The sequence below is a fragment of the Rhodospirillum rubrum ATCC 11170 genome, from assembly GCF_000013085.1.
GTDB classification, from domain to species: domain Bacteria; phylum Pseudomonadota; class Alphaproteobacteria; order Rhodospirillales; family Rhodospirillaceae; genus Rhodospirillum; species Rhodospirillum rubrum.
This window is the reverse complement of the sequence record NC_007643.1, coordinates 2,624,822-2,650,183: the sequence shown is the minus strand read 5'-3', so window position 1 is coordinate 2,650,183 and position 25,362 is coordinate 2,624,822. Positions and strand designations below refer to the sequence as shown.

The following is a 25,362-nucleotide window of genomic DNA, read 5'->3' as shown; positions in this document are numbered from 1 at the left end:
GACCTCGCAAAGCTTAAAGGGATCCCCTTTTAACGCCTTGCGAGTATACCGCGTCCTTAGAAGCGAAAAAAGTCTTCCACTCGTCTTTTTGGTTTTCTCTCTTCGGCTTGGGGCCGGGGATCAGATCCCCGAGCCCTCGCTTTCGGCCGACAGATAGCCCTTGGCGCGCAGCCAAGCCATCAGCACCTCGACCGCGGCTTCGGGGGTGAGCACGGCGGTATCGATCAGCAGATCGGGCGTCACCGGTTCCTCATAGGGGGCGTCGATGCCGGTGAAATTGCGGATCTCGCCGGCCATGGCCTTGCGATACAGACCCTTGGGATCGCGCGCCGCGCAATCGGCGACGCTGGCTTTGACATAGACCTCGACGAAGCGCTCTTCGCCGATGCGGGCGCGCGCCGCCAACCGTTCCTCGCGGTAGGGCGAGATGAAGGAGACCAGGGTGATCAAGCCGGCGTCGGCCATCAGCTTGGCGACCTCGGCGACGCGGCGGATGTTCTCCACCCGGTCTTGCTCGGTGAAGCCAAGATCGCGGTTCAGCCCGTGGCGGACGTTGTCGCCGTCAAGCATGGTGGTGTGGTGGGCCTCGGCGTAAAGCCGCTTGTCGAGCAGATTGGCGATCGTCGATTTGCCCGATCCCGACAGCCCGGTCAGCCAGATGACGCAGGGCTTCTGGCCTTTCTGGGCGGCGCGCTGGGCGGCGCCCACCTCGATGTGTTGCCAGACCAGATTGGTCGAGCGCCACAGCGAAAAGCGGATCATGCCGGCGCCGACGGTGGCGTTGGTCAGGCGATCGATCAGAATGAACGATCCAGTATCGCGGTTCTGGTCGTAAGGGTCGAAGGGCACGGCGCGATCGACCTGAAGATTGACCGAGCCGACGTCGTTAAGCTCCAGGGTCGGCGCCGGACGCTCCTCCATGGTGTTGACGTCGATCTTGTGCTTGATCGCGGTGATCTGGCCGCGCATCTGCAGCGGCCCCATGCGCACCAGATAATCACGCCCGGGCATCAAGGCCTTGGCGTCCATCCACAGCAGATGGGCGGCGAAATGATCGGCCTGGGCCGGCTGGTCGCCGGTGGGAACCAGCAGATCGCCCCGGCTGATGTCGATCTCGTCGGCCAGGGTCAGGGTGATCGCCTGACCGGCGACGGCGCGCGGCAAATCGCCGTCCTTGGTGACGATGCGCTTCACCCGTGAGGTCTGGCCGCCGGGCAGCACGCTGACGCCGTCGCCAACGCTGACCGCCCCGGAAACCAGCGTGCCGGAAAAGCCGCGGAAGTCCAGATTGGGCCGGTTGACCCATTGGACGGGGAAGCGCATCGGCAAAAGCTCGCGGTCGGTGGTGACATCGACCTCTTCCAGATAGGGCAGCAGCGCCGGGCCGGTGTACCAGGGCATGGCCGGGCTGCGGACGATCATGTTTTGGCCTTCCAGCGCCGATAGCGGGATGGCGGTCACCGCCTCGATCCCCAGCTTGGCGGCGAAGGCGCGATAATCGGCGACGATGCGGTCGAAGGTCGCCTGCTCATAGCCGACCAGATCCATCTTGTTGACCGCCAGCACCAGCTTGCGCACCCCCATCATGGCGCAAACGGCCGTATGGCGCCGGGTCTGGGTGATCACCCCCTTGCGGGCGTCGATCAGCAAGATCGCCAGTTCGGCGGTCGAGGCGGCGGTCGCCATATTGCGGGTGTATTGTTCATGGCCGGGGGCGTCGGCGACGATGAACTTGCGCTTGTCGGTGGCGAAATAGCGATAGGCGATATCGATGGTGATGCCCTGCTCGCGCTCGGCCTGCAGGCCATCAAGCAGTAGGGCGAAATCCAGCTTGCCCGGCCCGGTGGTGCCCGAGGTCTTGCTGTCGCGCTCCAGCGCCCCCATCAGATCATCGAAGATCAGCTTGCAATCGTGGAGCAGCCGGCCGATCAGGGTCGATTTGCCGTCGTCGACGCTGCCGCAGGTGAGCAGGCGCAACAACCCCTTGTCCTCGTGGTGGGCCAGATAGTTTTCGACCTGGCGGGCCGCGTCGCTGACGCCGTCCATCAGAAGTATCCTTCCTGCTTTTTCATTTCCATCGATGCGGCCTGATCCTGGTCGATCAGCCGCCCCTGGCGTTCGGAGGTGCGGGCCACCAGCATTTCGGCGATGATCTCGGGCAGCGAGGCCGCTCGGCTTTCGATCGCCCCGGTCAGCGGGTAACAGCCGAGCGTGCGGAAGCGGACCCAGCGGGTTTGCGGCGTTTCGCCCGGTTCAAGGGGCAGGCGGTTGTCATCGACCATGATCAGGGCGCCGTCGCGTTCGACCACCGGCCGGGGCTTCGCCAGATAAAGCGGCACCACCGGGATCGATTCGCGCAGGATATACAGCCAGATATCAAGCTCGGTCCAATTCGACAGCGGGAAGACCCGCACGCTTTCGCCCTTGCCGACCCGGCCGTTATAGGTGTTCCACAATTCGGGACGCTGGTTCTTGGGGTCCCAGCGGTGATGGGCGTCGCGGAAGCTGAAGACCCGCTCCTTGGCCCGGGATTTCTCCTCGTCGCGCCGCGCCCCGCCGATGACGCCATCGAAGCCGCCCTGGGTCAGCGCCTCGCGCAGGGCCTGGGTCTTCATGATGTCGGTATAGGCCGCGCCATGGGTGAAGGGGCTGACCCCGGCTTCGACCCCGGCGCGGTTGGTGTGGACGATCAGATCCACCCCCTCCTCGGCGACGCGCTTGTCGCGAAAGGCGATCATCTCGTGGAATTTCCACGTGGTGTCGATGTGCAGAAAGGGAAAGGGCGGGCGCGAGGGATAGAACGCCTTGCGCGCCAGATGCAGCAGAACCGAGCTGTCCTTGCCGATCGAATACATCAAGACCGGCTTGCGGAACTGGGCGGCCGTTTCGCGCAGGATGTGGATGCTTTCGGCTTCCAGGGAGTCCAGGTGCTTCACGACAAAAGATCCTATTCACGTATTTAAATTGTTAAACTTAAAATTAAAGTCCAAACGAAGTGTGGAATAGTGTCGTACATCAATCCCCCGCCCGCCACCACAGTTTTTTGGTGTGACGCGGATCCCGCGCCGAGTCTGGCCCAGGGCAGGGGCCCTGTCCATGCCGGGGTGGAAATCGGCATGATGTCCGACGGGGCGCTCTCCCAACAAAGGCGTTGGCGTCCCATGTACAGAGAGGAAAAGCGGTCTGGTGTTTTTGTGGCAATCGTGGTCCGCTAATTTGACTCAGGATTTGAGGGAGGCCCGCCTTGAAGCCGTCTGTCGCCCTTGAGCTTAAGCGCGTCGCCGTTCGCGAATGCGTTGGACGCTCCCGGGCAAGCAATCCCCGCGTCTTCGGCTCGGTTCTTCACGGCACTGACCGCGAGGGGAGTGACCTGGATCTGCTGGTGGATGCGCTTCCCGGGACGACGCTGTTCGATTTGGGGGGGTTACAGGCCGATCTGGAAGATCTGCTGGGTATTCCGGTCGATTTGCGCACACCGGCCGACCTGTCGGGAAAGTTCCGCTCGCACGTTCTGGCGGAAGCGCAACCCCTGTGAGTCTGATTTCGCTGAGTGATTCCATCGACCACATGCGGCAGGCGGCTTTGGACGCCTGCGATTTCACCCATGGCTATAGCAAAGAGGACTTTCTCAAGGATAAACGAACCCAACAAGCCGTGATCATGAGCCTGATCATCGTTGGAGAAGCCGCTACGAAAGTGATGGATCGCCACCCGGAATTCGTCAACCGGCATCCCGAGGTGCCATGGCGTAGTATTCGCGGGATGCGCAACCGGATCGCTCATGGATATTTTGATACTGATTTGAACGTGGTCTGGGAAACCGTTCAGACGGCCTTGCCGGCGCTGCTGAAGCAGTTGTTTGATATTGCGCAAGAGCTAAACCGTCGCGTCGATAAGGACTGACATGTCCGGCTTGCGCCATCGTCCTTATTTCCCGGCGGTGGCCCTGTCGTAAACCCGACATTGTCGGGGTTCAACGGCCCGACGCCTCCGTCTTTTCACCTCCCCCTCTGTCTAAAGATAAACGAAAGCAAGACATTAGCTGTCTGGCATTGGTTTTGCTTACCCCTGTCCCCGAGGCCCTCTCGTCCCGTTTTCCCCGTCCAGCCTCGGAGGATCGCCATGATCAGCGAAAAGATCGCCAGCGTCTTCAACGAGCCCGATTGCGAGAAGAACCGCGGCAAGACGGCTGGCGAGCGCAAAAAGGGGTGTGGCACCAAGGGGCTGACCCCCGGGGCGGCGGCCGGGGGCTGCGCCTTCGATGGTGCCAAGATCGCCCTGCAGCCGGTGACCGATGTCGTCCATCTGGTGCACGGGCCGATCGCCTGCGAGGGTAATTCCTGGGATACGCGCAATGTTGGCACCTCGGGGCCGCTGATCTACCGCTGGGGCTTCACCACCGATCTGTCCGAGATGGATGTGATCCACGGCGGGGAAAAGAAGCTGTACCGGGCGATCAAGGAGGCGGTGGCCAAATACGCGCCGCCGGCGATCTTCGTTTATCAGACCTGCGTTCCCGCCCTGATCGGCGATGATATCGATCAGGTGTGCAAGGTCGCCTCCGAGCGTCTGGGGCTGCCGGTGGTGCCGGTCAACGCCCCGGGCTTCGTCGGCTCGAAGAACCTGGGCAACAAACTGGGCGCCGAAGCCCTGCTCGCCCATGTCATCGGCACGATCGAGCCTTCGGACGCCGGTCCGACCGATATCAACATCATCGGCGAATACAATGTGGCCGGCGAATTTGCCCTGGTGAAGCCGCTGTTTGACGAATTGGGCATCCGCATCCGCGCCTGTATCACCGGCAATTCCCGCTATCGCGACTTGGCCGGCGCCCATACGGCGCGGGTCAATATGATGGTCTGCTCGCAGGCGATGATCAACCTGGGGCGGGGCATGCGCGAGCGCTGGGGGATTCCCTACTTCGAGGGATCGTTCTACGGCATCGGCGATACCTCGCAGACCCTGCGCACCATCGCCACGCTGTTGGTCGAACGCGGCGCCACGGCCGATCTGATCGCCCGCACCGAGGCCCTGATCGCCCGCGAGGAGGCCAAGGCCTGGGCGGCGATGGCCGCCTATCGGCCGAGGCTGGCGGGCAAGCGCGTGCTGCTTTACACCGGCGGGGTCAAAAGCTGGTCGGTCGTCCACGCCTTGCAGGAAATGGGCATGGAGGTGGTCGGCACCTCGGTGCGCAAATCGACCGAGGACGACAAGGCCCGCGCCCGCGCCGCCCTTGATCAGAACACCGGCAAGGTTGGCGAGCTGTTTGGCGCCATTGCCAACCCGGAAATGTACCGGATGTTCCGCGACGGCGAGGCCGATATCATGCTCTCGGGTGGGCGCTCGCAATTCGTCGCCCTGAAGGCGCGCACCGCCTGGATGGACATCAATCAGGAACGCCACCACGGCTATGCCGGCTATGACGGCATGCTGGAACTGGTGCGCCAGATGGATATCGAGATCAACAATCCGGTCTGGGCCCAGGTCCGCGCCCCGGCGCCCTGGGATCCGCCGGCGGCCAGCCCCGGCGTCACGCCGCTGATCCCCGCCGGTCGGAGGGCCGCGCCATGACCTTGTCCCCCCCCGCCACCCTGGTGCGCTCGCGCAAGGCGCTGACCGTCAGCCCGCTCAAGACCAGCGCCCCCTTGGGGGCCGCCATGGCTTTCATGGGGATCGACGGCTGTCTGCCGCTGTTCCACGGCGCCCAGGGCTGCACCGCTTTTTCGCTGGTGATGATGGTTCGCCATTTCCGCGAGGCCATTCCCCTGCAGACCACGGCGATGAACGAGGTCACCACCATCTTGGGTGGCCTGGAGAACATCGAGCAGGCGCTGCTGAACATCACCAAGCGCACCCATCCCAAGGTGATCGGTCTGATCACCACCGGGCTGACCGAAACCCGGGGCGAGGACATGGTTGGCGATCTCAAGACCATTCGCCAGCGCAACCCCGTGCTTGACGACACCGTCGTGGTGCTGACTTCGACGCCCGACTTCTCCGGCGGGCTGGAAACCGGCTGGGGCAAGGCGGTCAGCGCGATGATCGCCACCCTGGTGCCCGCCGGCCCGCAGCCGCGCGATGCCGAGCGGGTGACCGTTCTGGCCGGCTGTCACCTGACCCCGGGCGATATCGAGGAACTGCGCGACATCATCGAAGCCTTTGGCCTGCGCCCGACCATCCTGCCCGATCTGTCGGGCTCGCTTGATGGCCATCTGCCCGAAACCTGGGTGCCGACGACCTTGGGCGGCACACCGCTTGAGGAGATCCAGACCCTGGGGCGGGCGGCGCGGACCATCGCCATTGGCGAGCACATGCGGATTTCCGGCGCCTTGCTCGAAGAACGCACCGGCGTGCCGACCGCCTTCCTGGATCGGGTGACTGGGCTCGAGGCGGTGGACACCCTGATGAGCCTGCTTGCCGAGATTTCGGGGCGGCCGGTGCCGATGCGGCTGCGCCGTCAGCGCAGCCAGTTGATCGACGCCCTGATGGACAGCCACTTTTCCTTTGGCGGCACCCGTCTGGCCCTGGCCGGCGAGCCCGATCTGGTGTGGACGCTGGGCACATTGGTCAGCGGGCTTGGCGCCCGTCTGCAGGCGGTGGTGACCAGCGTCGACGCCCCCTTTTTGGCCGGGCTGGACACCGAGGAGGTGGTGGTCGGCGATCTGGAGGATCTGGCCGAACGGGCAGGGGGCTGTGATCTGATGATCGCCAACGCCAATGCCCGGCTGCCGGCCGAACGGGCGGGGGTGGCGCTGTTTCGCGCCGGCTTCCCGATCCTTGACCGGCTGGGGGTGGCCCACCGGGTGGCGCTAGGCTATCGCGGCACCCGCGACACGGTTTTCGCCCTGGGCAACGCCCTGATCGAAGCCGCCCAGACCGCTCACGCCCCCACCGCCCATCCGGCCAACACCAATCGGGCAGAGGAGGGCGCTGATCATGGCCGCTCGCCGCTTGCGCTTGGTTGAGGCCGGTCCCGATCGGGGTTCCGTTACAGGAGGACGCATGAAAGTCGCGCTCGCTACCCAGGACATGAAGACCGTCAACGCCCATTTCAACGGCGCCCGCCACATGGCGATCTATGAGGTCGGTCCCGATGGCTACAGCTTCGTCGAGGTCATCCAGTTCGACGCGGTCAGCGACGAGGATGGCAAGCATTCCGACGATGGCGAGGACCGGGTCCGCGCCAAGGTCAAGGCGCTTGACGGCATCGCCTTGCTGTTCGTCAAGGCCATCGGCGGCCCGGCGGCGGCGCGGGTGGTGCAGTCGCGCATCCATCCGATGAAGATCCCCAACGACGAGCCGATCGTCGATGTGCTGGACCGCGTGCAGACGATGCTCAAGGGCAATCCGCCGCCCTGGCTGCGCAAGATCATGACCCGCGACGGCGCCGGGGAAAACCGCCTGGATTTCCTCGATGACGAGGATATGGCCGAGGAGAGCCTGTGATGAACGAGGCCGCCCTGCTTGACGACGCCGATCGCGCCGCCCTGGAAACCCCCTTCGTGCGTCAATTGGTCCGCCAGATCCGCGCCGAGGATACCTATGGCGCCTGGGACGGCAAGCCCGACGCCGAGGTTCTGGGGCCCTTCATCGTCACCGCCGAACAGCGCCGCGAGATCCCGATCATCGGCGATCCCGATCCCGATATCTTGTGGCGGCTGGAGATTTTCTATGCCGCCGTCGGCCTGACCATTGAAAAGGCCACCGGCCGCGTCGCCTCGCCGATCATGAAGATGAGCCACGAGGGGTTTGGTCGCATGCTGCTGACCACCGGCAAGCTGGTGGTGATCAACGCCTATCTGCGCGACATCCACCGCTTCGGCTTCCCCTCGCTCAGCAAGCTGGCCGAAAAGGGCGCCAAGCTGGTGGCCGAGGGTCTGGCGGCCATCGAAGCCTTTCCCGACGCCGCCTCGGCCTGAGCGTCGTCGCATCGATCCCCCGACGCCTTTCCTTCAAACCTTCCGAGCCACCCTTTTGAGGACGAGACGACCATGGGCCCTCTGACGTTCACCACCCGCGACGGCTCCCCTTGGGTGCCCCAGTACATCACCGCCATCGACGAGGCGCTGTGCATCGGCTGTGGCCGCTGCTTCAAGGTTTGCGGTCACGATGTTTTGGAGATGAAGGGCATCAACGACGAGGGCGCGCTGTGCGACCCCTATGACGAGGATGAGGAGATCGTTCGCAAGGTGATGGTCGTCTCCCACGGCGGCAAATGCATCGGCTGCGAGGCCTGCGGCACGGTCTGCGGCACCAAGGCGCAAACCCACGCCCCGGCCGAACCGGCCCTGGCCTGAGCCAAAGGCGGCGGCTCGTGCCCCCGGTGATCGGCTTTCCGTCCGGCTTTGGAGAGATGCCATGATCCATGCTCCCGTTCATGCCGCGCGGCCGGCCGTCCCTTTGGCCGCCTTGGCGATCCCGGACGAGGGCCCCGACGAGGGCCCCGACGAGGGAGACGCCTTTGATCATCACGTTCTGGCCTGCATGGTGGCGATCGCCGGCAGCGAAGGATCGCTGACGGCGGGGCTTGGCCTATCGGCCGCCGAGGTGACGCGGCTGATCGAAACCAGGGTGCCCGAGGCCCGTGGTCTGCTGGTCGGTTTGAGCGACGACGAGGGACCGGGCGAGGAGGCCTTGGAGGAAGAGGACCTGCGCGCCCTGTTGATCGAGCATGGAGCGAGTGGATCAAACAGGCATGGAGCGAGGGGATCAGACCGGCAGGGAGCGAGCGAGATCGAGCTTTGGTTGGCCACCATCCTCGCCCGCCGCTCGCTGCGGCCCAACCATCTGTGGCAGGACCTGGGGCTGACGGCGCGCAGCGATCTGTCGGGCCTGCTGGTCCGCCATTTCCCCGGGCTGGCGGCGCGCAATGTGCAAAACATGAAGTGGAAGAAGTTCTTTTACCGCGAACTCTGCCGCCGCGAGGGCGTGGTGGTGTGCAAGGCGCCGCACTGCGCCGCCTGCGACGATCACGCCCACTGCTTCGGCGGTGAAGACGGCCCAGCCCTGCTCGCCCTGCGGCGGTAAGCAGGGCGGTTCAACGCTGATTAGATGCGTCTTGCATGCGAGGATGTGATCGAGGCTAAGCGCGCCCTTCCATCGAGTCTAAGTTCTGTGCCGCGCCGACGCGGTTTTACGCCTCTCCGTCCCCCACAAGCATCGGAGGCATCCACCTGTAGGAAAAAGTGGGCTCCGCTCGAGGCCCTATCCAATACCCGTGCCAGTGCACTCACCGCAGAAGTGGCCCAGGAGAGCCATGGGGTCGAGGCTCGCTGGCCTACGCCTGGGCCCGCCGCAGCACCTCGCCTGCGGCTTGCCCAACGTCCCATCCCCGAGTGCTCGCCCCAGGAAACAGCCGTGCCCCGCGAAGGGTCGCTTTGTCGAGCGGGCTTCCGTCTTCGCGGCCGCAGGGCCGGATGATCAATTCAATGGACGAGAGGACCGCGCACACGTCGCGCAACGCGCCTTTCTCCCAGACGCAGGCGGAATGTCTCCGCGAGACTCAAAGGGACTGGGACGGTTAAGGTATGATTGTCCATGCGCGCCTCTCCTGTAGGTGCGTTGTGGATAGGCCCCGGCTTGGTGTTGCAGAACCAGCAGGGGCGAGTTGCATCCTGAATCAGATCAGTGATACGACAGCTTCATGGGAATGAGTTCCGTAACACAAATCGTATCGGTGATTCGACATGTTGCCTGTTCATCTCGAAATGGCCCTTGCCACTCTGGGGTGGGAAACACGTGATTTATCAAAGAAGGCCAGCGTTTCGCTGGGCACTATCGGTAAGTTTAAGCGAGGCGAGACCTTGAAACCAACCACGATTGATGCCTTGCGCGCCGCGCTTGAGGGTGCTGAGATCGAGTTTATTCCCGAGAATGGCGGTGGGCGGGGGGTGAGGATGCTGCTGGATACTTGAAGCGTTTCAGGCTGTGGTCTGAACCTTCAGTGTCGCAGCTTCTCGATTCATTGAGGTCTATTAATGGCTCAGGTTCCGATAATTCCGCTTCCGCGAAATTTTTACGGCGATACCATGCCACAAGTTATCCATCAATTGATTTCGTCTTGCGACAGAAAACTACCAAAAGAATTATGGATTGATTTTTCAACGCTCGATTTTACACGCCCATCCGGGGTTGTTTTTATTAGTAATCTTATTCAATGGCTTGATGCAAAAGGCACCAAAGTAGTTCTTGAGGGGCTCTCCCCCCACAGACAGTCAAATAAATTCTTGGATGATGCGCTTTTTTTTGAGCAACATTTAGGAACAAAGCTAAGGCCGTATAGTTCACCCAGGCCAACGACCATTCCCTTAAAAAAAGTTACACAAGCCGAGAGTCATGGGTGGCTTGAAATGGATTTGACTCCTTGGTTATCCAACCATTTTTCTGTTCCAGAATCCTCTCTGAGAGAATTCCGAGTCTGCCTATCTGAGTTGTTTAATAATATTGCAGATCACACATGCTGCGAAATAGGAAGTATATTCTGCCAATATTACCCGAATGAAGGGAGAATTCTTATTTCAGTTGCGGATTTTGGGGCGGGCATTCCTTCTGTTGTTCGGCGTTTTTCCCCAAAAATTTCATCTATAGACGCAATACTGAAGGCCACTGAAGACGGTTTTACCACCAAAACTAGCCCGCGAAATCGAGGGGCGGGCCTCCACTATCTTCTTCAGAATGTCGTGTTGCGCAACGGGGGAAGCGTGACGATCTACTCCCACAATGGTATCGTCTCGTTTAAGAAGGAAGGCGAGCGGATCTGTCCGCATCCGCGCGTCGTTAGTGGCTTCAGTCCGGGAACGCTGTTCGACATTGAATTCCGAAAGGATACGATTGAGGTTTTGGATGACGAAGAGGAGGATTTCGAATGGTAATTCGCGTGATTGATCTAGTATCAGGTGGCAATACCAACGACCAAGGTGACATAGTGAGGCAAGCCTTATTGCGTGCTCTCGCTGATTCACCACAGCCTGTTATCGTCTCCTTTTCCGGCTTTACCTCTGTTACGTCCTCTTTCGTAAATAGCGCTTTTGTTGAGCTTCTGGACTGCATGAGCTTGGATCAAATTAAAGCAAAAATCCGGTTTGTGAACTCAAATAGGCAAATCAACGATATGATTCGGACAAGGCTTACTCGCGAAGCGACCGGAGCCTTTCTTGCAGCGTAAGCGCTTGGTAATTGCTCACGGGGGTGGCGTCCTGGCTCAGGCGATGGCGAATTGGCCATCGACGAGGGCGCGAACAGCGGCGAAGGCCGTCTGGCCTTTCAGGCGGGCGGTGCCGGTGACGGATCGGTATCCGGCATGGATTTGGGCGCCCCAGTCGGAGCGGAATCCGTTGGTGACCTTGCGGAAGACGACGGAGGGCCTGATTTCCCGTTCGGAGACGTTGTTGGTGGGCGGCACGCCTCGGTCGGTCAGGAAGACGAAGAACTTGGCGCGCCACGCCTTGATTTGCCGCTGCAAAAGCCGTCCGGCGGGGTGAGCGGTGGGGTGGCCGACCAGGGCGTCGAGGCGTCGTTCGGCCTTCGCCGCATAGGCGGCCAGCGTGCTGTTCTTCAAGTCGGATCGTCGCTTGCCGACCCGGATGGCCCATCGCAGGTGGTCGCGGATTTTTGGCGCGACCACCGTATCGCCGCTGTCGATGGCGTATTGCACGTCGCGCAAAACATGGGCGAGACAGACTTGATGGACGCGGGCCAGATCCTGTTGCCCCGCATAGCGATCCGAAACCCAGATTTCGGGCCGGTGACCGTTCAGCACGGTTTCGGCGACGCTCTTGGCCCGGCGCGGGGCGATTTCATGCAGAACCGCCTGATCCGAGATGAACACCCATTGCCACTGGGTCACACCATCGACGCGGGTGGTGGTTTCGTCCGAGGCGATGATTCGGGCGGTCAGCAGCTTGGCTTTGATCGCCGCCCGGGCTTGGTCCAAACCGGCTTGGCTCCGCCGAAAGGCATTGGCGATGGCGCCTTCTGAGATGGCCAAGCCGAACAATTCCTGGAGCATTCGCGACAGTCGCTCGAAGCCGACAGGGTGGCTGTGATGGAGATAGAGCAGCAGCGAGCGGATGCCCGGCCCGAATGGCGTCCCCGGCTCCATGCCGGCGGGAGCCTCGGCCCGATAGCGCTTGCCGCAGCCGCACCGGCCGCCGAACAGTTCGACCCGCGTCACCACCGGGCGGATCGGCGGAAGGTCGATATGGTCATAGCGATGGCGGCAACGCTGCCCCGCCTCGGGCGTGGTTTTTCCGCAATGCAGGCAGATATCAGCCATCCGGCGCTCGGTCTTGTCCGGGGTTTCGGTCAACGGGCGCGACACGCCAGGACGCGATGGCCGCTGCTTCCGAGGGGGCTGGGGCTTCCGGTTTTCTCGGCCCGGGCCATCTTTTGACGGTGGGATATGCGAATTGGACGAGGTCTTCTTCGGCTTGCCGACTGACGCCTCAAGCTCGGCAATCCGTGCCGCCATGCGCTCGATCAGCGCCGCCTGCTCCGTCAGCAGGGCGTCTTTCTCGGCGTTACTCAGGAGATAGCGCAGCAACAGTTTCATCCATACGTTGATTCATGTTTGGAGCCCCCGCGCAACCAATTTTGCCAGCTACGTGAGCAATTACTGCGCGGCAGCTTCGACTTCTTTCTCAACCGCAAAGCCGCGCCCGAAGCTTTGCCCTCAACATCCTGCGAAAGAAAAAACGGCTTCGCCGAAGTCGTACGAATCCTCTGGGCCGGGACGGCAATCAACCTCGATCTCATCTTCTCCTAGAGGGTCACATGATCACCGTTAAACAGCCCTGGGGCAGGCGGTTTTTCATGACAAAAACAATGACCCATCGTCATTATTTGAAACGCTTTGGCGCCTGTTGGTTGCGGCCTTGAAACACGCAAAAAACGCTCACGAATTCCCACACTCCCGACATTGACATTATGCGACTGGGTCATCCAGTATGCCGGCCGTCGGCTTGTGTTCGGAGGTCCGGGCAGGTTGGGACGGGGGGGCCGTCGTCAGGGGAAGGGGAAAGACCGTGAGATCGTTTCATGCTTTGGTGGGGGCGCTTGGCATCGCGTTATGCGCGCTGTCGCCCTTTGGCGCCGCCCGCGCCGGCGAAACCTTGAATTTTTCCTGGCCGCAGAACGTCGGCCCGCTCAATCCCCATCTCTATTCTCCCAATCAGATGTTCGCCCAGGCGATGGTCTATGAGCCGCTGGTGCGCTATCGGGCCGATGGCGCCGTGGTGCCCTGGTTGGCGCGCTCGTGGGAGATTTCGGCCGATGGCCGGGTCTATACCTTCTCCCTGCGTCCCGATGTGCTCTTTGCCAATGGCGAGGCCTTTGACGCCAAGGCGGTGGTCGCCAATTTCGACGCGGTTCTGGCCAACCGCGCCCGCCACCAATGGCTGGAACTGGCCAATCAGATCGAGAGGGTCGAGGTCGTCGACGACCTGGCGTTTCGCCTGACCTTGAAAGAGGCCTATTACCCGATCCTTCAGGAACTCGCCCTGCCGCGGCCTTTCCGCTTCATCGCGCCTTCGCGCTTTGGCAAGGCCGGCGGCACCAAGGACGGCATTGTGGAGCCGGTCGGCACCGGACCTTGGAAATTGGTGGCCAGCGGCTTGGGCGAATACGATCTGTTCGAGCGCAACGACGCCTATTGGGGCGAGAAGCCGGCCTATGACAAGATCATGGTCAAGGTCATCCCCGATCCGACGACCCGGGCCATCGCCTTTGAAACCGGCGATATCGATCTGATCTACGGTGTGGATGGTCCGGTCTATCCCGATACCTTCGACCGCCTGCGCGCCATGGGCCTCTATACGGCCGCCCTGTCGGCTCCGGTGGAAACCCGGGTGCTGGCGCTCAATTCCAACCGCGCGCCGACCAATGAGCTGGCGGTGCGGCAGGCGCTCAATCACGCCATCGACAAGGACACGATGATCGCCTCGGTCTTCTATGGCACCCAGACCCGCGCCGACACCTTGTTTTCGACCAATGTGCCCTATGCCGATATCGCTCTGAAGCCCTATGCCTATGATCGGGCGCGGGCGGCCGCCTTGCTCGAGGCGGCGAACTGGCGTTTCGAGGCGGGAAGCGACCTGCGCAGCAAGGACGGCAAGCCGCTGCTCATCGATCTCGTCTTCGTCGGCACCGACGCGGTCGCCAAATCGATGGCGGAAATCGTCCAGGGGGATCTGCGCAAGATCGGTGTCGGGGCCGTTCTTGTCGGCGAGGAGGAAAGCAGCGTCTTTTCGCGCCAGCATGATGGTCGCTTCGGCATGATCTTCAATTCCACCTGGGGCGCCCCCTTCGATCCCCATGCCTTCGTCAGTTCGATGCGCGTGCCCTCCCATGCCGATTATCAGGCCCAACGTGGCCTGCCCGACAAGGCCGAGATCGACGCGACGATCTCGCGGGTTCTGGTCACCACCGACGAGACGGAGCGTCAGGCGCTGTACACCAAGATCCTGACCCGCCTGCATGATCAGGCGGTCTATCTGCCGCTGACCCATGTCACGGCGATCGCCCTGGCCAAGAAGGCGGTGGGGCCCTTGTCGTTCGGGGCGATGTCGAGCGAGATCCCCTTCGAAAACCTCGTTCCCCTGGCGCCGTGATCGTTATGGTCTCTTTCGTTCTCAAGCGCTTGGCGCTGCTCGTTCCCATGTTGCTCGGCGCCTCGCTGGTCATCTTCCTGATGCTGCGCCTGGGGCCCAGCGATCCGGCGATGGATTACCTGCGGCTATCGCGCATTCCGCCGACCGTCCAGGCCCTGGCCGAGACCCGCCAGAGGCTGGGGCTCGATCAGCCGCTGGCGGTTCAGTATTGGGTTTGGCTGAACAAGGCCCTGCATCTGGATTTCGGCGTGTCCTACGCCACCGGGCGGCCGGTTCTGCCCGATCTTTTGCATTATCTGCCCGCCACCTTGCACTTGGCCGGGGTGGCCCTGGCGCTGACCCTGGGCCTGTCGATCCCTTTGGGGATGTGGGCGGCGCGGCGGCGCGACGCCTTACCCGACCAGATCGTTCGCGGCGTCGCCTTTCTCGGCGTCTCGATGCCCAATTTCTGGCTGGGCTTCCTGCTGGTGCTGGTGTTTTCGGTCGAGCTTGGCTGGCTGCCGGCGATGGGGCGGGGCGGGGCGGAGCATATGATCATGCCCGCCGTCGCCATCGCCTTCATGTCGCTATCGATCAACGCCCGGCTGCTGCGCGCCAGCATGCTCGAGGTGTCCGGGCAGCGTCACGTCTATTACGCCCGCCTGCGCGGCCTGTCGGCGGCCAAGGTGGAACGCGCCCATATCCTGCGCAACGCCCTGCTGCCGATCATCACGGCGACGGGCATGCACGTTGGCGAACTGATCGGCGGCACCCTGGTCATTGAAAGCATTTTCGGCTGGCCGGGGGTTGGCCGCTTTGCGGTCTCCGCCATCTTCAACCGCGATTATCCGGTCATCCAGTGTTTCACGCTGCTGATGGTGCTGATCTTCGTTCTTTGCAATCTGATCGTCGATATCGTCTATGCCTGGGCCGATCCGCGCATCCGGCTGGCGGCGGAGGGGGCCCAATGACCATGCCTGATTGCCAGCAGGGGCATCGCCCGCCAGACGCCGCCCCGCTCCGGGGGTGGCTCGCCCGCCTGCCCATCGGCCGAAGCTGGAGCCTGCGCTTGGCCCTTCTGGTGCTGGTCGCCCTGATCGCCAGCGCCATCGTCGGCCAATCTCTGCTTCCCGGCGATGCCAATGCCATCGACCTCGCGGCGCGCTTGCGGCCGCCGTCTTGGGAGCATTGGCTGGGCACCGATCACCTGGGCCGCGACATCTTTTTGCGGCTGCTCGCCGGGGCCGGCGTCTCGCTGGGCTCGGTCGCCCTGTGCCTCGCCCTGGTGCTGGCGATGGGGATCGCCGTGGGCGGCGCCGCCGGGGTCCTGGGCGGGCGCGCCGATCAGGCGATCATGCGCGTCACCGATGTCTTCCTGACCTTTCCCACCCTGGTGCTGTCGTTGTTCATGGTTGGCGTGCTGGGCAGCGGGCTGACCAATGTCATCATCGCCATCGCCTTGTCCCATTGGGCTTGGTACGCCCGCATCGTGCGCGGCATCGTTTTGTCGCTGCGCGAGCGCGATTTCATCCTGGCGGCGCGGCTGTCGGGGGCGGGGCGGGTCTCGATCTTCGTCGAGCATCTGCTGCCCGCCACCGCCTCGCAGCTTCTGGTGCTGGCCAGTCTCGATATCGGCCACATGATGCTCCATGTCGCCGGCCTGTCGTTCCTGGGATTGGGGGTCGCCCCGCCGATGGCCGAATGGGGGGTGATGATCAACGACGCCCGCCAGTTCGTCTGGACCCAGCCGATGCTGATGGTCTGGCCCGGAGTGGCGCTTTTCGTCAGCGTCATGACCTTCAACCTGCTTGGGGACGCCCTGCGCGATCGTCTTGATCCGCACCTCTGCGCGGAGCATGGACATTGAGAAACGATGGTCTGAGGATCGAGGGTCTGACGATCGCCACCCTCGGCGCCCATCCCCTGATGCTGGTGGAGGGGGTCGGCCTCGAGGTGCGGCGCGGTCGGATCCTCGCCCTGGTCGGGGCCAGCGGCTCGGGCAAATCGCTGACCTGCGCCGGGGCGCTCGACGTGTTGCCGGCCGGTGTGCGCCGCCTGTCGGGCAGGGTGCTGCTTGATGGCGAGGAGCAGGCTTTGGCCGGCCTCAAGGGCCGCCATGTGGCCTCGATCATGCAAAACCCGCGCAGCGCCTTCAATCCGGTGCGGACCATGCGCGCTCACGGCGTTGAAACCCTGAAGGCGCTGGGACGCCATGACCGGCGCTCCGAGGCGGTTCTTCTTCAAGCGCTTGAGGGGGTTGGCCTGGAAGATCCCGGGCGGGTTCTTGGGCTGCACGCCTTCGAGATGAGCGGCGGCATGCTTCAGCGCATGATGATCGCCCTGGCTTTGCTGACCGAGGCGCCGTTTCTGTTCGCCGACGAGCCGACCACCGATCTTGATCTGGTCGTGCAGGCCCGGGTGCTGTCCTTGCTCGAAGGGGTGGTCGCCGAGCGCGGCCTTGGCCTGCTGATCGTCACCCACGACATGGGCGTCGTCGCCCGGCTGGCCGATGATGTGGCGGTGATGGCCCAGGGACGCATCGTCGAGAGCGGGCCGGTCGGCGAGATCTTCCACCGGCCCCGTCACGACGCCACCCGGGCCCTGGTCGCGGCCCATCTGTCGCTTTATGGCCTGGAGGGCGTAGCGTGAGTCCTTTGTTGACGGCCAGGGCGGCCAGCAAAAGCTATCGGACGGTCTCGTTGGTTGGTCGATCGCCGGCGAAGACGGTGCTGAGCGAGGCGACGGTAACCCTGTCGGAGGGCGAGACCGTGGCCCTGCTCGGGCGCAGCGGTTCGGGGAAAAGCACCCTGGCCCGTCTGCTGCTTGGCCTGGAAAAGCCCGATCACGGCACGATCGCCTTTCGCGGCCGGCCGCTTGGCGGCTTTTCGCGCGCCGAGTGGCGGGCCTTTCGCGGCGCGGTTCAAATGGTGTTTCAAGATAGCCTGGGGGCGGTCAATCCCCGCCACCGGGTGGGGCGGATCATCGGCGAGCCGTTGCGCCATTTAACGACGCTTGATGACGCCGGGCGCGCCGCCCGCCGGGACGCCTTATTGCGTCAGGTCGGTCTGACGCCCGAGGATGCCGATAAACTGCCGCAGCAGATGAGCGGTGGCCAGTTGCAAAGGGTTTGCATCGCCCGGGCCCTGGCGCCCGGACCCCGCTTGCTGGTGCTCGACGAGGCGGTCTCGAACCTTGATCTGATGCTGCAGATCCAGATGATCGATTTGCTCAAGGATCTCCAGCGCCAAACCGGGATGGCTTATCTGTTCGTCACCCACGACCTGCGGCTGGTCGAACGCTTTTGCCAGCGGGTGATCGTGCTTGACGAGGGGAAGATCGTTGAGGAGGCCCCGGTGACCGGGGCTCAGCGCTTTGAGCATCCGGCCTCGCGGGCGCTTCAGCGGGCTATTTTGCCGGCCCGTCCGGCGGCCGCCTCAGTGGGCGATGACGAGGGGGGACGGCGCTCGGCGACCCGGTGAGGCGAGGGGCGGGGAGGGGGGCTAGGTGGCGCCCCCCTTCCTGTTAGGCGCGGCGCGTCAGACGGCGGGTTCGGCGACCGGCGTCGGCTTGCGGTTCAAGCGGTAGATGACGAGGTTGAGGAAGGCGGCGAAGCTGACCCACAGCGCATAGGGGATCAGCAGATAGCCCGCCAGAGGATGGATCGGCAGGAAGGCCAGGATCAGTTCGATCACCGAGATCCACAGGAAGCTGACCTCCAGCAGGGCGAGATCGATGCGCTTGGCGCCGAAGAACAGCCCCGACCACAGGAAGTTCATGACCAACTGCACGCCGAAGATGGTCATCGGCAGGATCATGGTCTCGCTGAAGGGCGCCGTCATCCACACCAGCCAGCCGGCGACGGCGATCATGATGTAGAGAATGCCCCAAACCGGCCCGAAAACCTTGTCGGGCGGGTTCCACGAGGGTTTGCGGATGGTCTGATACCACTTTCCGGGGCGGAAGAAGGCGCCGGACAGCGCGGTGAGCATGCAAATACCGATGAAGACGGCGAGGGTGATGGCGGAATTCTGATCCATGGTTCGTTTCCGTTTGGTTGGCGCCTGATGGACGGTGGGGCAACCGCCCGAAGTTTGGCCCATCATAACGGCTTTTCCACAGAAGAGATGCGGTCTTTACACTTTTCGCGGGCGGAAATCCGACGAACAGGTCAAAGACCGTGTGCCAGACCGTCCTCAACGCGGATGTTTTGGCCGGTGATATGGGCCGCCCCTTCGGAGCGCGGGAAGGCGACGGTCTGGGCGATCTCGTCGGTCCGGTCCTAGCGGCCAAGCGGTATCTGGGGACGAATCGAGTCGTCTTCGGGGACGGCCGCCGAGGTTGGAAACAACGGATCGCGATCGACGGCGCCATAGCCGGAGAGCGTGTGACAACCGCCCCGCTGCCCCGCCGATCGGTGCGGGAAAAGCCCTGGGGCCGACCCTGTCGGCTTTCCGACAAAGTACGGCGCCTGCCCGGGATGTCACGCAAATGTCGGAAAGGCGCCAGGGGAGGAAATTGGGATATCAAAGCTAAATCAAAGCTTTAAATAAATGGCACGGTGATTGCTTAAGGAAAGGCACCCTTGATCTTCTCCCGGAAAGGAGGGTGCTGCCGATGATGACATGGACCGAGAGTGCCGCCGCCGCCGTGCGTAAGGTGGTTGGCCGATCCCCCGAAGCCGCCACGGGCCTTCGCCTGATGGTCTCGACCGGCGGCTGCGCCGGCGTCGTCTACCGCATGGGTCTGGAGGCCCGGGCCCAGGACGACGACGCCGTGATCGATCTGGGCGAGGCCAAGGTCTTCGTCGATCCGCAAAGCTTGCCTTTGCTGGATGGCGCCCGGGTCGATTTCGTCGACAGCGGCACCGCGTCGGGCTTCGTCTTCGACAACCCCAATGCGCTCAACACCTGCAGCTGCGGCAAGTCGTTTTCCGCCGCGACCTGTTGAGCGGCCTCCGGGCTTTTCCCCCGTCTTTATTTTTTTAGGAGTGATGCCATGTCCCAGCAGGCGTTTGAAGCCAAGGTGGCCGAAGTCCTGGAAACGGTGATCCGGCCGCGTCTGCGCCGCGATAATGGCGATATCGAGTTGGTGCGCATCGAAGATCACAAGATCTTCGTCACGCTGACCGGCGCCTGTGTCGGCTGCCAGCTTTCCAGCATCACGCTGTCGGGGATCCAGCAAAAGCTGATGGAGGCCGTGGGCCGCCCGGTGCGGGTCATCCCCGCCCATGCCGTGCCCTGGGCCGGTCAGCCCCCGGTCAAAGCCGCCGCTGCCGCCACCGCGGCCTTGGCCTGAGGCGGACGGGCGGGGAGGATCGGAAGATGGATTGGTCATCGGTCATCGTCAACGATACCACGCTGCGCGACGGCGAGCAGACCGCCGGGGTGATCTTCACCCTGGGCGAAAAGGTGGCGATCGCCAAGGCCCTGGAGCGCGCCGGCGTGCCCGAGATGGAAGTCGGCATCCCGGCCATGGGGCCCGAGGAGCAGGAGTCGATCCGCGCCGTCGTCGCCCAATGCGAGGCCAGCCGGCCGATCGCCTGGTGCCGCATGCATATGACCGACCTTGACGCGGCGGCGGCCTGCGGCGTCGATATGGTCAATCTGTCGATCCCGGTTTCCGACCAGCAGATCAAGGGCAAGCTGGGCCGCGATCGCGGCTGGGTGCTCGCCCATCTGGAGACCATGATCAAGACCGCCCTGGAAAAGGGGCTGGAGGTCGCCCTGGGCGGCGAGGATTCCAGCCGCGCCGATCCCGAGTTCCTGCTTCGGGTGATCGAACGCGCCGAAGCCAGCGGCGCCCGGCGCTTCCGCTTCGCCGATACCCTGGGGATCATGGATCCCTTCACCACCTTGCAGATGTTCAAGCGCCTGCGCGCCGCCAGCGGCCTGGAACTGGAAATCCATGCCCACGATGATCTGGGGCTGGCGACGGCGAATTCCCTGGGCGCCGTGCTTGGCGGGGCCACCCATGTTTCGACCACCGTCAATGGCCTGGGCGAGCGGGCCGGCAACGCCCCCCTTGAAGAGGTGGTGATGGCCTGCCGCAATCTGTATGGCCGCCATACCGGCATCGCGCCGATGGCCCTGGCGGCGGTCTCCAAACTGGTGGCCGAGGCCTCGGGGCGGCCGGTTCCGGCGAACAAGCCGATCGTCGGCGAGGCGATCTTCACCCATGAATCGGGGATCCATGTCAGCGGCCTGCTGCGCGATCCCAAGAATTACGAGGCGTTGTCCCCCGCCGATCTCGGGCGTTGCCATCGTCTGGTTCTGGGCAAGCATTCGGGCGTCGCCAGCATCGTTCACGCCTGCAACGCCCTGGGGCTGGCCCCCGGAGAGGCCCAGGCGCGGGCCATGCTGGCGCGCGTCCGCCTCCATGCCGGGGCGACCAAGCGCCCGCCGACGGACGCCGATCTGCGCCGCTTCTTCGACGAAACCCGCTCGGTGGCCGAGGCCATCGAAACCCTTGATTTCAGCCGCCCGCCCCAGGCGGCGAGCTGACCCGCGCAAAGGGACGCCCCGTGATGAGCCGCTTTCTCGAAGATCTGCGGAGTCTGTCGAGCGCCGAGGAGTTTTTCAGCTTCCTCGGAGTCGAATTTAACCCGAAGGTTGTTCAGGTGAACCGTTTACACATCCTGAAGAAGTATCAGACCTACTTGAAGGCGTGCGACGCCGAGGAAAACGGCGAAAGCGTGTCGCGCGAGACCCACAAACGCTGCCTGGAACGGGCTTACGCCGACTTCCTGACCTCGGACGCCCGCTCGGAAAAGCTGTTCAAGGTCTTCCAGAGCGAGGCCGGCAAGGCCTTCGTCGGCCTCGATGCCATCCTGCCGCTGGCGGCGGCGGAGCGTTCTGAGTCGAAAGTTAATTCCAGCGCCGAGGCTTAGACACGTTCTTAGAGCGGGTCTGGATTGCTGCAGTTTATTAGAGAAATTTGCTGCATCGCAAAAACCAAATATAGTATGATTCTTCCGTTATGTGTCCGTCCCTCGAAAGATTAGGACGCCAAAAACGGAAGTTCGGCGGGATAACCCGCAGAGGACTTTTCCGCTCCCCCACCGGGAGCCCCGCGACGGAGGAAACCATGCATATCGTTGTCTGCATCAAGCAGGTTCCCGACAGCGCGCAAATCCGGGTGCATCCGGTGACCAACACCATCATGCGCCAGGGCGTGCCGACCATCATCAACCCCTATGATCTTTTCGCCCTTGAAGAGGCCCTGCGGCTTCGTGACAAAATGGGTGGCAAGGTGACCGTTCTGACCATGGGTCCGCCCATGGCCGATGAAAGCTTGCGCAAGGCCTTAGGGCTAGGCGCCGATGCCGCCGTGCTGTTGACCGACCGTTTCTTCGCCGGGTCCGATACCCTGGCCACCTCCTATGCCCTGGCCGCCGGGATCCGCAAGATCGGCGAGGAGGAGCCCGTCGATATCGTCTTCACCGGCAAGCAGACGATCGACGGCGATACCGCCCAGGTCGGGCCGGGGATCGCCAAGCGGCTGGGTCTTAACCAGTTGACCTATGTGGCGGCCATCCGCTCGCTCGATCTGGAAAACCGCTCGATCGTCGTCGAACGCCGGGCCGAGGGCGGCGTGCAGGTGCTAAGCACCGGGCTGCCTTGCCTGATCACCATGCTTGAAGGCACGAACACCCTGCGCCGCGGCGCCATGGACGACATGTTCCGCGCCTCGCGCGCCACCATCGCCACCTGGTCGGCCCAACAGGCCGGCGTCGATGATATCGCGCTGTGCGGTTTGCGTGGCTCGCCGACGGTGGTGAAGAAGGTCTTCGCGCCGCAACCGCGCAAGGAAAAGGCCAAGATGGTCGAGACCGCCGGCAAGTCCGATGCCGAGATCGCCCAGGCCACCCTGGATACCCTGTTTTCCGCCAATCCGAAGCTGGAGACCGACCTCCGTAAGCTGGCCGCGGCGTCGTAATACGGAGGAGCGAGAGATGAGCGAAGAGAAGAAGCCCGCCCCGGCGGCGGCCGGCCGTGGCGCCGCCAAAAAAGAGCTGTCCGAGCATTTCAAGACCTATAAGGACGTCTGGGTTTTCATCGAGATGGAGCGTGGCAAGGTCCACACCGTGTCGTGGGAACTGCTGGGCGAGGGCCGCAAGCTGGCCGACAAGCTGGGCGTGCAACTGGCCGCGGTGATCCTGGGCCCGCCCGGCAATGATCTTAAGCAGGCGATCAGCGACGCCTGGAGCTATGGCGCCGATCTCGCCTATGTGGTGTCCGAGCCGCTGCTCAAGGATTATCGCAACGAGCCCTATTCGAAGGCGCTGACCGATCTGGTCAACACCCATAAGCCCGAGATCTTGTTGCTGGGGGCGAGCACGCTCGGCCGCGATCTGGCCGGCTCGGTGGCGACCACCCTCAAGACCGGTCTGACCGCCGATTGCACCGAACTGGCCATCGACGACGACCGTTGTCTGGCGGCGACCCGTCCGACCTTCGGCGGCACCTTGCTTTGTACCATCTTCACCCTGAACTTCCGCCCGCAGATGGCGACCATCCGCCCGCGCGTGATGGCGATGCCCGAACGCAGGGACGCCAAGCCCGGCCGGGTCATCGAGTTCAAGTTGTCGATGGTCGAAGACGACATCGTGACCAAGATCCTTGATTTCGTGCCCGATACCTCGACCGAGGAAGCCCATCTGGCCTATGCCGACATCGTTGTCGCCGGCGGTCTGGGCATGGGCAATCCGGGGAACTTCCGCCTGATCACCGATCTCGCGGCGGTTCTCGGCGCCGAATACGGCGGCTCGCGGCCGACCATTCAAAAGGGCTGGATCTCGGCCGATCGCCAGATCGGCCAGACCGGCAAGACCATCCGGCCCAAGCTGTATATCGCCGCGGGCATTTCGGGGGCCATTCAGCATCGGGTGGGCGTCGAGGGGGCGGATATGATCCTGGCGATCAATACCGACGCCAACGCGCCGATCTTCGAATTCGCCCACTACGGCTTGGTCGGCGACGCGACCCGTATTCTTCCGGCCCTGACCAAGGCGTTCGAAGCGCGCCTCGCGGTCCGGCGGATGGCGAGCTGATCGAAAGGATCAACGATCATGGCAGAGCATTTCGATGTAATCATCGTCGGTGCGGGCATGGCGGGCAACGCCGCCTCCTACACCCTGGCCAAGGCCGGCCTCAACGTCTTGCAGATCGAGCGCGGCGAATATCCCGGGTCGAAGAACGTTCAGGGCGCCATTCTGTACGCCAATGCGGTCGAGCAGATCATTCCCGGCTTCCGCGATGACGCGCCGCTGGAACGCCACGTCATCGAACAGCGCATGTGGATGCTCGATGACCGCTCCTATGTGGGCAGCCATTTCCGCAGCGAGAACTTCAACGAGGAAAAGCCCAACCGCTACACCATCATCCGCGCCCAGTTCGACAAGTGGTTCAACCGTCAGGCCCGCGACGCCGGGGCGATGGTGATCTGCGAGACCACCGTGCTCGATCTGATCCGCAACGATGCCGGCAAGGTGGTGGGCGTGCGCTGCGACCGCGAGGGCGGCGAGGTCTATGCCGAGGTGGTCATCCTCTGCGACGGCGTCAACGCCCTGGTCGGCCAGCGCTCGGGCATCCGCTCCGAGATCAGCCCCGAGCACGCCGCCCTGGCGGTCAAGGAGATGCACTTCCTGCCGCGCGAGGTCATCAACGAGCGCTTCAACGTGCGCGATGACGAAGGCGTGGTCATCGAGGCCCTGGGCACCGTGACCTCGGGCATGTTGGGCACCGGCTTCCTCTATACCAATGGCGAGAGCATCTCGCTGGGCATCGGCTGCATCGTGTCCGATTTCGTCGAGACCAAGATCGGTCCGGCCAAGCTGCTTGAACGCTTCAAGGCCCATCCCTCGATCGCTCCGCTGATCAGGGGCTCCGAGGTCAAGGAATACGCCGCCCATCTGATCCCCGAAGGCGGCTATAACGCGGTGCCCCAGCTTTACGGCGCCGGCTGGCTGATCTGCGGCGATGCCGCCCACTTCCTCAACGCCGCCCACCGCGAGGGCTCCAATCTGGCGCTCACCTCCGGGCGGCTGGCGGCGGAAACGATCATCGCGCTGAAGTCCGAAGGCAAGGCGATGACCGAGGCCAATCTGGCGCTCTATCGCCAGAAGCTTGAGGAAAGCTTCGTGCTGAAGGACCTGAAGAAGTATAAGGACCTTCCCCACACCCTGTGGCGCAACAAGCAGTTCGTGACGACCTATCCCGAATTGATGGCCAAGGCGGCGGAGAATTTCTTCCGCGTCGATGGTGTCGATAAGCTGACCAAGGAAAAAGACATCGTGCGGAGCTTCCGCAAGGCCCGGGGTGTTCTCGGTCTGGTGGGCGACGCCGTCAAGGTGGCGAGGGCATGGCGATGAGCGACAAAATCGAAGAAAAGCTGTATCAGAACCGCTATCGGGTTGACGAGGGCTGTCCCCACGTCCGTATCGATGCGTCCAAGGTCCCCTCCGAGCAGTTGAAGGCGATGGTCGACATCTGCCCCGCCGGCTGCTACGTGGAAGGGGAGAACGGCAAGGTCGAAGTTGTTCCCGATGGTTGCATGGAGTGCGGGACCTGTCGCATTGTGTGTCAGGAAACCGGTGAACTGGAATGGGCCTATCCGCGTGGCGGCTATGGCATTCTGTTCAAGTTTGGCTGAGTATTCGCTTTAAGGAATTGGACGGGGGGCTGGCAGGCTTGTCCCCCGTCCGATACGAGGGGATCGGTTCGGGGGAGCCGGTCCCCTCACAGTCTTCCAGATGAGAAAGAAGGGGCTTTCCGGCCCT

28 protein-coding genes are annotated in these 25,362 nt (G+C 63.2%); 24 read left to right on the top strand and 4 right to left on the bottom strand.

Going from position 1 to position 25,362, the window contains the following annotated elements; all coding sequences use genetic code 11:
- Nucleotides 1-120: 120 nt before the first annotated feature.
- Entirely contained in the window at nt 121-2,046 is a 1,926-nt protein-coding gene (gene cysN, locus RRU_RS11855) for a sulfate adenylyltransferase subunit CysN (protein WP_011389945.1), read from the bottom strand.
- Nucleotides 2,046-2,936, bottom strand: a complete 891-nt coding sequence (gene cysD / locus RRU_RS11850; protein WP_011389944.1) for a sulfate adenylyltransferase subunit CysD — start codon at nt 2,934-2,936, stop codon at nt 2,046-2,048. Before cysD ends, cysN begins: the two co-directional genes overlap by 1 nt.
- A gap of 308 nt (nt 2,937-3,244) precedes the next feature.
- Here cysD and RRU_RS11845 point away from each other — a divergent pair, with 308 nt between their 5' ends.
- The 11 genes from RRU_RS11845 to RRU_RS11795 all read left to right on the top strand — a co-directional run bounded on the left by RRU_RS11845 (nt 3,245) and on the right by RRU_RS11795 (nt 11,164).
- Entirely contained in the window at nt 3,245-3,535 is a 291-nt protein-coding gene (locus RRU_RS11845; protein WP_011389943.1) for a nucleotidyltransferase family protein, read from the top strand.
- Nucleotides 3,532-3,903, top strand: a complete 372-nt coding sequence (locus RRU_RS11840; protein ID WP_014626344.1) for a HepT-like ribonuclease domain-containing protein — start codon at nt 3,532-3,534, stop codon at nt 3,901-3,903. The genes RRU_RS11845 and RRU_RS11840 overlap by 4 nt, the downstream gene beginning before the upstream one ends.
- A 219-nt stretch (nt 3,904-4,122) precedes the next feature.
- Nucleotides 4,123-5,571: a nitrogenase iron-molybdenum cofactor biosynthesis protein NifE gene (gene nifE, locus RRU_RS11835; RefSeq protein WP_011389941.1), complete on the top strand. Its 1,449-nt coding sequence runs from the start codon at nt 4,123-4,125 to the stop codon at nt 5,569-5,571.
- Nucleotides 5,568-6,965, top strand: coding sequence for a nitrogenase iron-molybdenum cofactor biosynthesis protein NifN (gene nifN / locus RRU_RS11830; RefSeq protein ID WP_011389940.1), 1,398 nt, complete (start codon nt 5,568-5,570; stop codon nt 6,963-6,965). The genes nifE and nifN overlap by 4 nt, the downstream gene beginning before the upstream one ends.
- A 37-nt stretch (nt 6,966-7,002) precedes the next feature.
- Nucleotides 7,003-7,446: a nitrogen fixation protein NifX gene (gene nifX, locus RRU_RS11825; RefSeq protein WP_014626343.1), complete on the top strand. Its 444-nt coding sequence runs from the start codon at nt 7,003-7,005 to the stop codon at nt 7,444-7,446.
- Nucleotides 7,446-7,919 (top strand): NifX-associated nitrogen fixation protein, encoded by a 474-nt coding sequence (locus tag RRU_RS11820; RefSeq protein WP_011389938.1) that lies wholly within the window; start codon nt 7,446-7,448, stop codon nt 7,917-7,919. The genes nifX and RRU_RS11820 overlap by 1 nt, the downstream gene beginning before the upstream one ends.
- Nucleotides 7,920-7,991: 72 nt before the next feature.
- Entirely contained in the window at nt 7,992-8,297 is a 306-nt protein-coding gene (gene fdxB / locus RRU_RS11815) for a ferredoxin III, nif-specific (protein ID WP_011389937.1), read from the top strand.
- Between the two features lie 61 nt (nt 8,298-8,358).
- Nucleotides 8,359-9,027 carry a nitrogen fixation protein NifQ gene (locus RRU_RS11810; RefSeq protein WP_011389936.1) on the top strand — a complete coding sequence of 223 codons (669 nt, stop codon included), beginning with the start codon at nt 8,359-8,361 and terminating at the stop codon, nt 9,025-9,027.
- 659 nt (nt 9,028-9,686) lie between these two features.
- A complete protein-coding gene (locus RRU_RS11805; RefSeq protein ID WP_011389935.1) occupies nt 9,687-9,914 on the top strand; it encodes a hypothetical protein in 228 nt (75 codons plus the stop codon).
- A gap of 63 nt (nt 9,915-9,977) precedes the next feature.
- Nucleotides 9,978-10,871 carry an ATP-binding protein gene (locus RRU_RS11800; protein ID WP_042440139.1) on the top strand — a complete coding sequence of 298 codons (894 nt, stop codon included), beginning with the start codon at nt 9,978-9,980 and terminating at the stop codon, nt 10,869-10,871.
- Entirely contained in the window at nt 10,865-11,164 is a 300-nt protein-coding gene (locus tag RRU_RS11795; RefSeq protein ID WP_081467699.1) for an STAS-like domain-containing protein, read from the top strand. Before RRU_RS11800 ends, RRU_RS11795 begins: the two co-directional genes overlap by 7 nt.
- Before the next feature lie 36 nt (nt 11,165-11,200).
- Here the strand turns inward: RRU_RS11795 and RRU_RS11790 are convergent, their stop codons facing one another.
- Nucleotides 11,201-12,550 carry an IS66-like element ISRhru2 family transposase gene (locus RRU_RS11790; RefSeq protein ID WP_011389933.1) on the bottom strand — a complete coding sequence of 450 codons (1,350 nt, stop codon included), beginning with the start codon at nt 12,548-12,550 and terminating at the stop codon, nt 11,201-11,203.
- Nucleotides 12,551-13,022: 472 nt separating this feature from the next.
- On the opposite strand from RRU_RS11790, the gene nikA reads away from it, so the two are divergent.
- The 5 genes from nikA to nikE are packed head-to-tail and all read left to right on the top strand — an operon-like array spanning nt 13,023 to nt 18,064.
- Nucleotides 13,023-14,606 carry a nickel ABC transporter substrate-binding protein gene (gene nikA / locus RRU_RS11785; RefSeq protein ID WP_237703760.1) on the top strand — a complete coding sequence of 528 codons (1,584 nt, stop codon included), beginning with the start codon at nt 13,023-13,025 and terminating at the stop codon, nt 14,604-14,606.
- Nucleotides 14,607-14,611: 5 nt separating this feature from the next.
- Nucleotides 14,612-15,556 carry a nickel ABC transporter permease subunit NikB gene (gene nikB / locus RRU_RS11780; protein WP_011389931.1) on the top strand — a complete coding sequence of 315 codons (945 nt, stop codon included), beginning with the start codon at nt 14,612-14,614 and terminating at the stop codon, nt 15,554-15,556.
- Nucleotides 15,553-16,452, top strand: a complete 900-nt coding sequence (nikC, locus tag RRU_RS11775; RefSeq protein WP_011389930.1) for a nickel ABC transporter permease subunit NikC — start codon at nt 15,553-15,555, stop codon at nt 16,450-16,452. The genes nikB and nikC overlap by 4 nt, the downstream gene beginning before the upstream one ends.
- The gene (locus tag RRU_RS11770; RefSeq protein WP_011389929.1) at nt 16,449-17,234 is read left to right on the top strand and encodes a nickel import ATP-binding protein NikD; all 786 of its coding nucleotides are present in this window, start codon (nt 16,449-16,451) and stop codon (nt 17,232-17,234) included. Before nikC ends, RRU_RS11770 begins: the two co-directional genes overlap by 4 nt.
- Nucleotides 17,231-18,064 carry a nickel import ATP-binding protein NikE gene (nikE, locus tag RRU_RS11765; protein WP_011389928.1) on the top strand — a complete coding sequence of 278 codons (834 nt, stop codon included), beginning with the start codon at nt 17,231-17,233 and terminating at the stop codon, nt 18,062-18,064. The genes RRU_RS11770 and nikE overlap by 4 nt, the downstream gene beginning before the upstream one ends.
- A 57-nt stretch (nt 18,065-18,121) precedes the next feature.
- Here the strand turns inward: nikE and RRU_RS11760 are convergent, their stop codons facing one another.
- The gene (locus tag RRU_RS11760) at nt 18,122-18,622 is read right to left on the bottom strand and encodes a TspO/MBR family protein (protein ID WP_014626340.1); all 501 of its coding nucleotides are present in this window, start codon (nt 18,620-18,622) and stop codon (nt 18,122-18,124) included.
- 577 nt (nt 18,623-19,199) lie between these two features.
- On the opposite strand from RRU_RS11760, the gene RRU_RS11755 reads away from it, so the two are divergent.
- The 8 genes from RRU_RS11755 (at nt 19,200) to RRU_RS11720 (ending at nt 25,235) form a co-directional block, all read left to right on the top strand.
- Nucleotides 19,200-19,532, top strand: a complete 333-nt coding sequence (locus RRU_RS11755; protein WP_011389926.1) for a HesB/IscA family protein — start codon at nt 19,200-19,202, stop codon at nt 19,530-19,532.
- 48 nt (nt 19,533-19,580) lie between these two features.
- On the top strand, nt 19,581-19,880 hold the full coding sequence (locus RRU_RS11750; protein WP_011389925.1) for a NifU family protein: 300 nt from the start codon (nt 19,581-19,583) through the stop codon (nt 19,878-19,880).
- Nucleotides 19,881-19,906: 26 nt separating this feature from the next.
- Entirely contained in the window at nt 19,907-21,085 is a 1,179-nt protein-coding gene (nifV, locus tag RRU_RS11745) for a homocitrate synthase (RefSeq protein ID WP_011389924.1), read from the top strand.
- Between the two features lie 23 nt (nt 21,086-21,108).
- Nucleotides 21,109-21,471, top strand: a complete 363-nt coding sequence (nifW, locus tag RRU_RS11740) for a nitrogenase-stabilizing/protective protein NifW (RefSeq protein ID WP_011389923.1) — start codon at nt 21,109-21,111, stop codon at nt 21,469-21,471.
- Between the two features lie 197 nt (nt 21,472-21,668).
- On the top strand, nt 21,669-22,520 hold the full coding sequence (locus tag RRU_RS11735; RefSeq protein ID WP_011389922.1) for an electron transfer flavoprotein subunit beta/FixA family protein: 852 nt from the start codon (nt 21,669-21,671) through the stop codon (nt 22,518-22,520).
- Nucleotides 22,521-22,536: 16 nt separating this feature from the next.
- Nucleotides 22,537-23,634 carry an electron transfer flavoprotein subunit alpha/FixB family protein gene (locus RRU_RS11730; protein WP_011389921.1) on the top strand — a complete coding sequence of 366 codons (1,098 nt, stop codon included), beginning with the start codon at nt 22,537-22,539 and terminating at the stop codon, nt 23,632-23,634.
- Nucleotides 23,635-23,652: 18 nt separating this feature from the next.
- Nucleotides 23,653-24,954 carry an FAD-dependent oxidoreductase gene (locus tag RRU_RS11725; RefSeq protein WP_011389920.1) on the top strand — a complete coding sequence of 434 codons (1,302 nt, stop codon included), beginning with the start codon at nt 23,653-23,655 and terminating at the stop codon, nt 24,952-24,954.
- Nucleotides 24,945-25,235 carry a ferredoxin family protein gene (locus RRU_RS11720; RefSeq protein ID WP_011389919.1) on the top strand — a complete coding sequence of 97 codons (291 nt, stop codon included), beginning with the start codon at nt 24,945-24,947 and terminating at the stop codon, nt 25,233-25,235. Before RRU_RS11725 ends, RRU_RS11720 begins: the two co-directional genes overlap by 10 nt.
- Nucleotides 25,236-25,362 lie beyond the last annotated feature (127 nt).

Coding starts and splice junctions, on each gene's coding strand:
- RRU_RS11800 (WP_042440139.1), top strand. CDS start 9,978: ATGGCTCAGGTTCCGATAATTCCGCTTCCGCGAAATTTTTACGGCGAT.
- RRU_RS11750 (WP_011389925.1), top strand. CDS start 19,581: ATGTCCCAGCAGGCGTTTGAAGCCAAGGTGGCCGAAGTCCTGGAAACG.
- RRU_RS11730 (WP_011389921.1), top strand. CDS start 22,537: ATGAGCGAAGAGAAGAAGCCCGCCCCGGCGGCGGCCGGCCGTGGCGCC.
- RRU_RS11810 (WP_011389936.1), top strand. CDS start 8,359: ATGATCCATGCTCCCGTTCATGCCGCGCGGCCGGCCGTCCCTTTGGCC.
- cysN (WP_011389945.1), bottom strand. CDS start 2,046: ATGGACGGCGTCAGCGACGCGGCCCGCCAGGTCGAAAACTATCTGGCC.
- nifE (WP_011389941.1), top strand. CDS start 4,123: ATGATCAGCGAAAAGATCGCCAGCGTCTTCAACGAGCCCGATTGCGAG.
- RRU_RS11720 (WP_011389919.1), top strand. CDS start 24,945: ATGGCGATGAGCGACAAAATCGAAGAAAAGCTGTATCAGAACCGCTAT.
- RRU_RS11755 (WP_011389926.1), top strand. CDS start 19,200: ATGATGACATGGACCGAGAGTGCCGCCGCCGCCGTGCGTAAGGTGGTT.
- nifN (WP_011389940.1), top strand. CDS start 5,568: ATGACCTTGTCCCCCCCCGCCACCCTGGTGCGCTCGCGCAAGGCGCTG.
- RRU_RS11725 (WP_011389920.1), top strand. CDS start 23,653: ATGGCAGAGCATTTCGATGTAATCATCGTCGGTGCGGGCATGGCGGGC.
- RRU_RS11820 (WP_011389938.1), top strand. CDS start 7,446: ATGAACGAGGCCGCCCTGCTTGACGACGCCGATCGCGCCGCCCTGGAA.
- RRU_RS11790 (WP_011389933.1), bottom strand. CDS start 12,550: ATGAAACTGTTGCTGCGCTATCTCCTGAGTAACGCCGAGAAAGACGCC.
- nifV (WP_011389924.1), top strand. CDS start 19,907: ATGGATTGGTCATCGGTCATCGTCAACGATACCACGCTGCGCGACGGC.
- fdxB (WP_011389937.1), top strand. CDS start 7,992: ATGGGCCCTCTGACGTTCACCACCCGCGACGGCTCCCCTTGGGTGCCC.
- RRU_RS11760 (WP_014626340.1), bottom strand. CDS start 18,622: ATGGATCAGAATTCCGCCATCACCCTCGCCGTCTTCATCGGTATTTGC.
- nifX (WP_014626343.1), top strand. CDS start 7,003: ATGAAAGTCGCGCTCGCTACCCAGGACATGAAGACCGTCAACGCCCAT.
- nikB (WP_011389931.1), top strand. CDS start 14,612: ATGGTCTCTTTCGTTCTCAAGCGCTTGGCGCTGCTCGTTCCCATGTTG.
- nifW (WP_011389923.1), top strand. CDS start 21,109: ATGAGCCGCTTTCTCGAAGATCTGCGGAGTCTGTCGAGCGCCGAGGAG.
- RRU_RS11735 (WP_011389922.1), top strand. CDS start 21,669: ATGCATATCGTTGTCTGCATCAAGCAGGTTCCCGACAGCGCGCAAATC.
- RRU_RS11795 (WP_081467699.1), top strand. CDS start 10,865: ATGGTAATTCGCGTGATTGATCTAGTATCAGGTGGCAATACCAACGAC.
- nikC (WP_011389930.1), top strand. CDS start 15,553: ATGACCATGCCTGATTGCCAGCAGGGGCATCGCCCGCCAGACGCCGCC.
- RRU_RS11805 (WP_011389935.1), top strand. CDS start 9,687: ATGTTGCCTGTTCATCTCGAAATGGCCCTTGCCACTCTGGGGTGGGAA.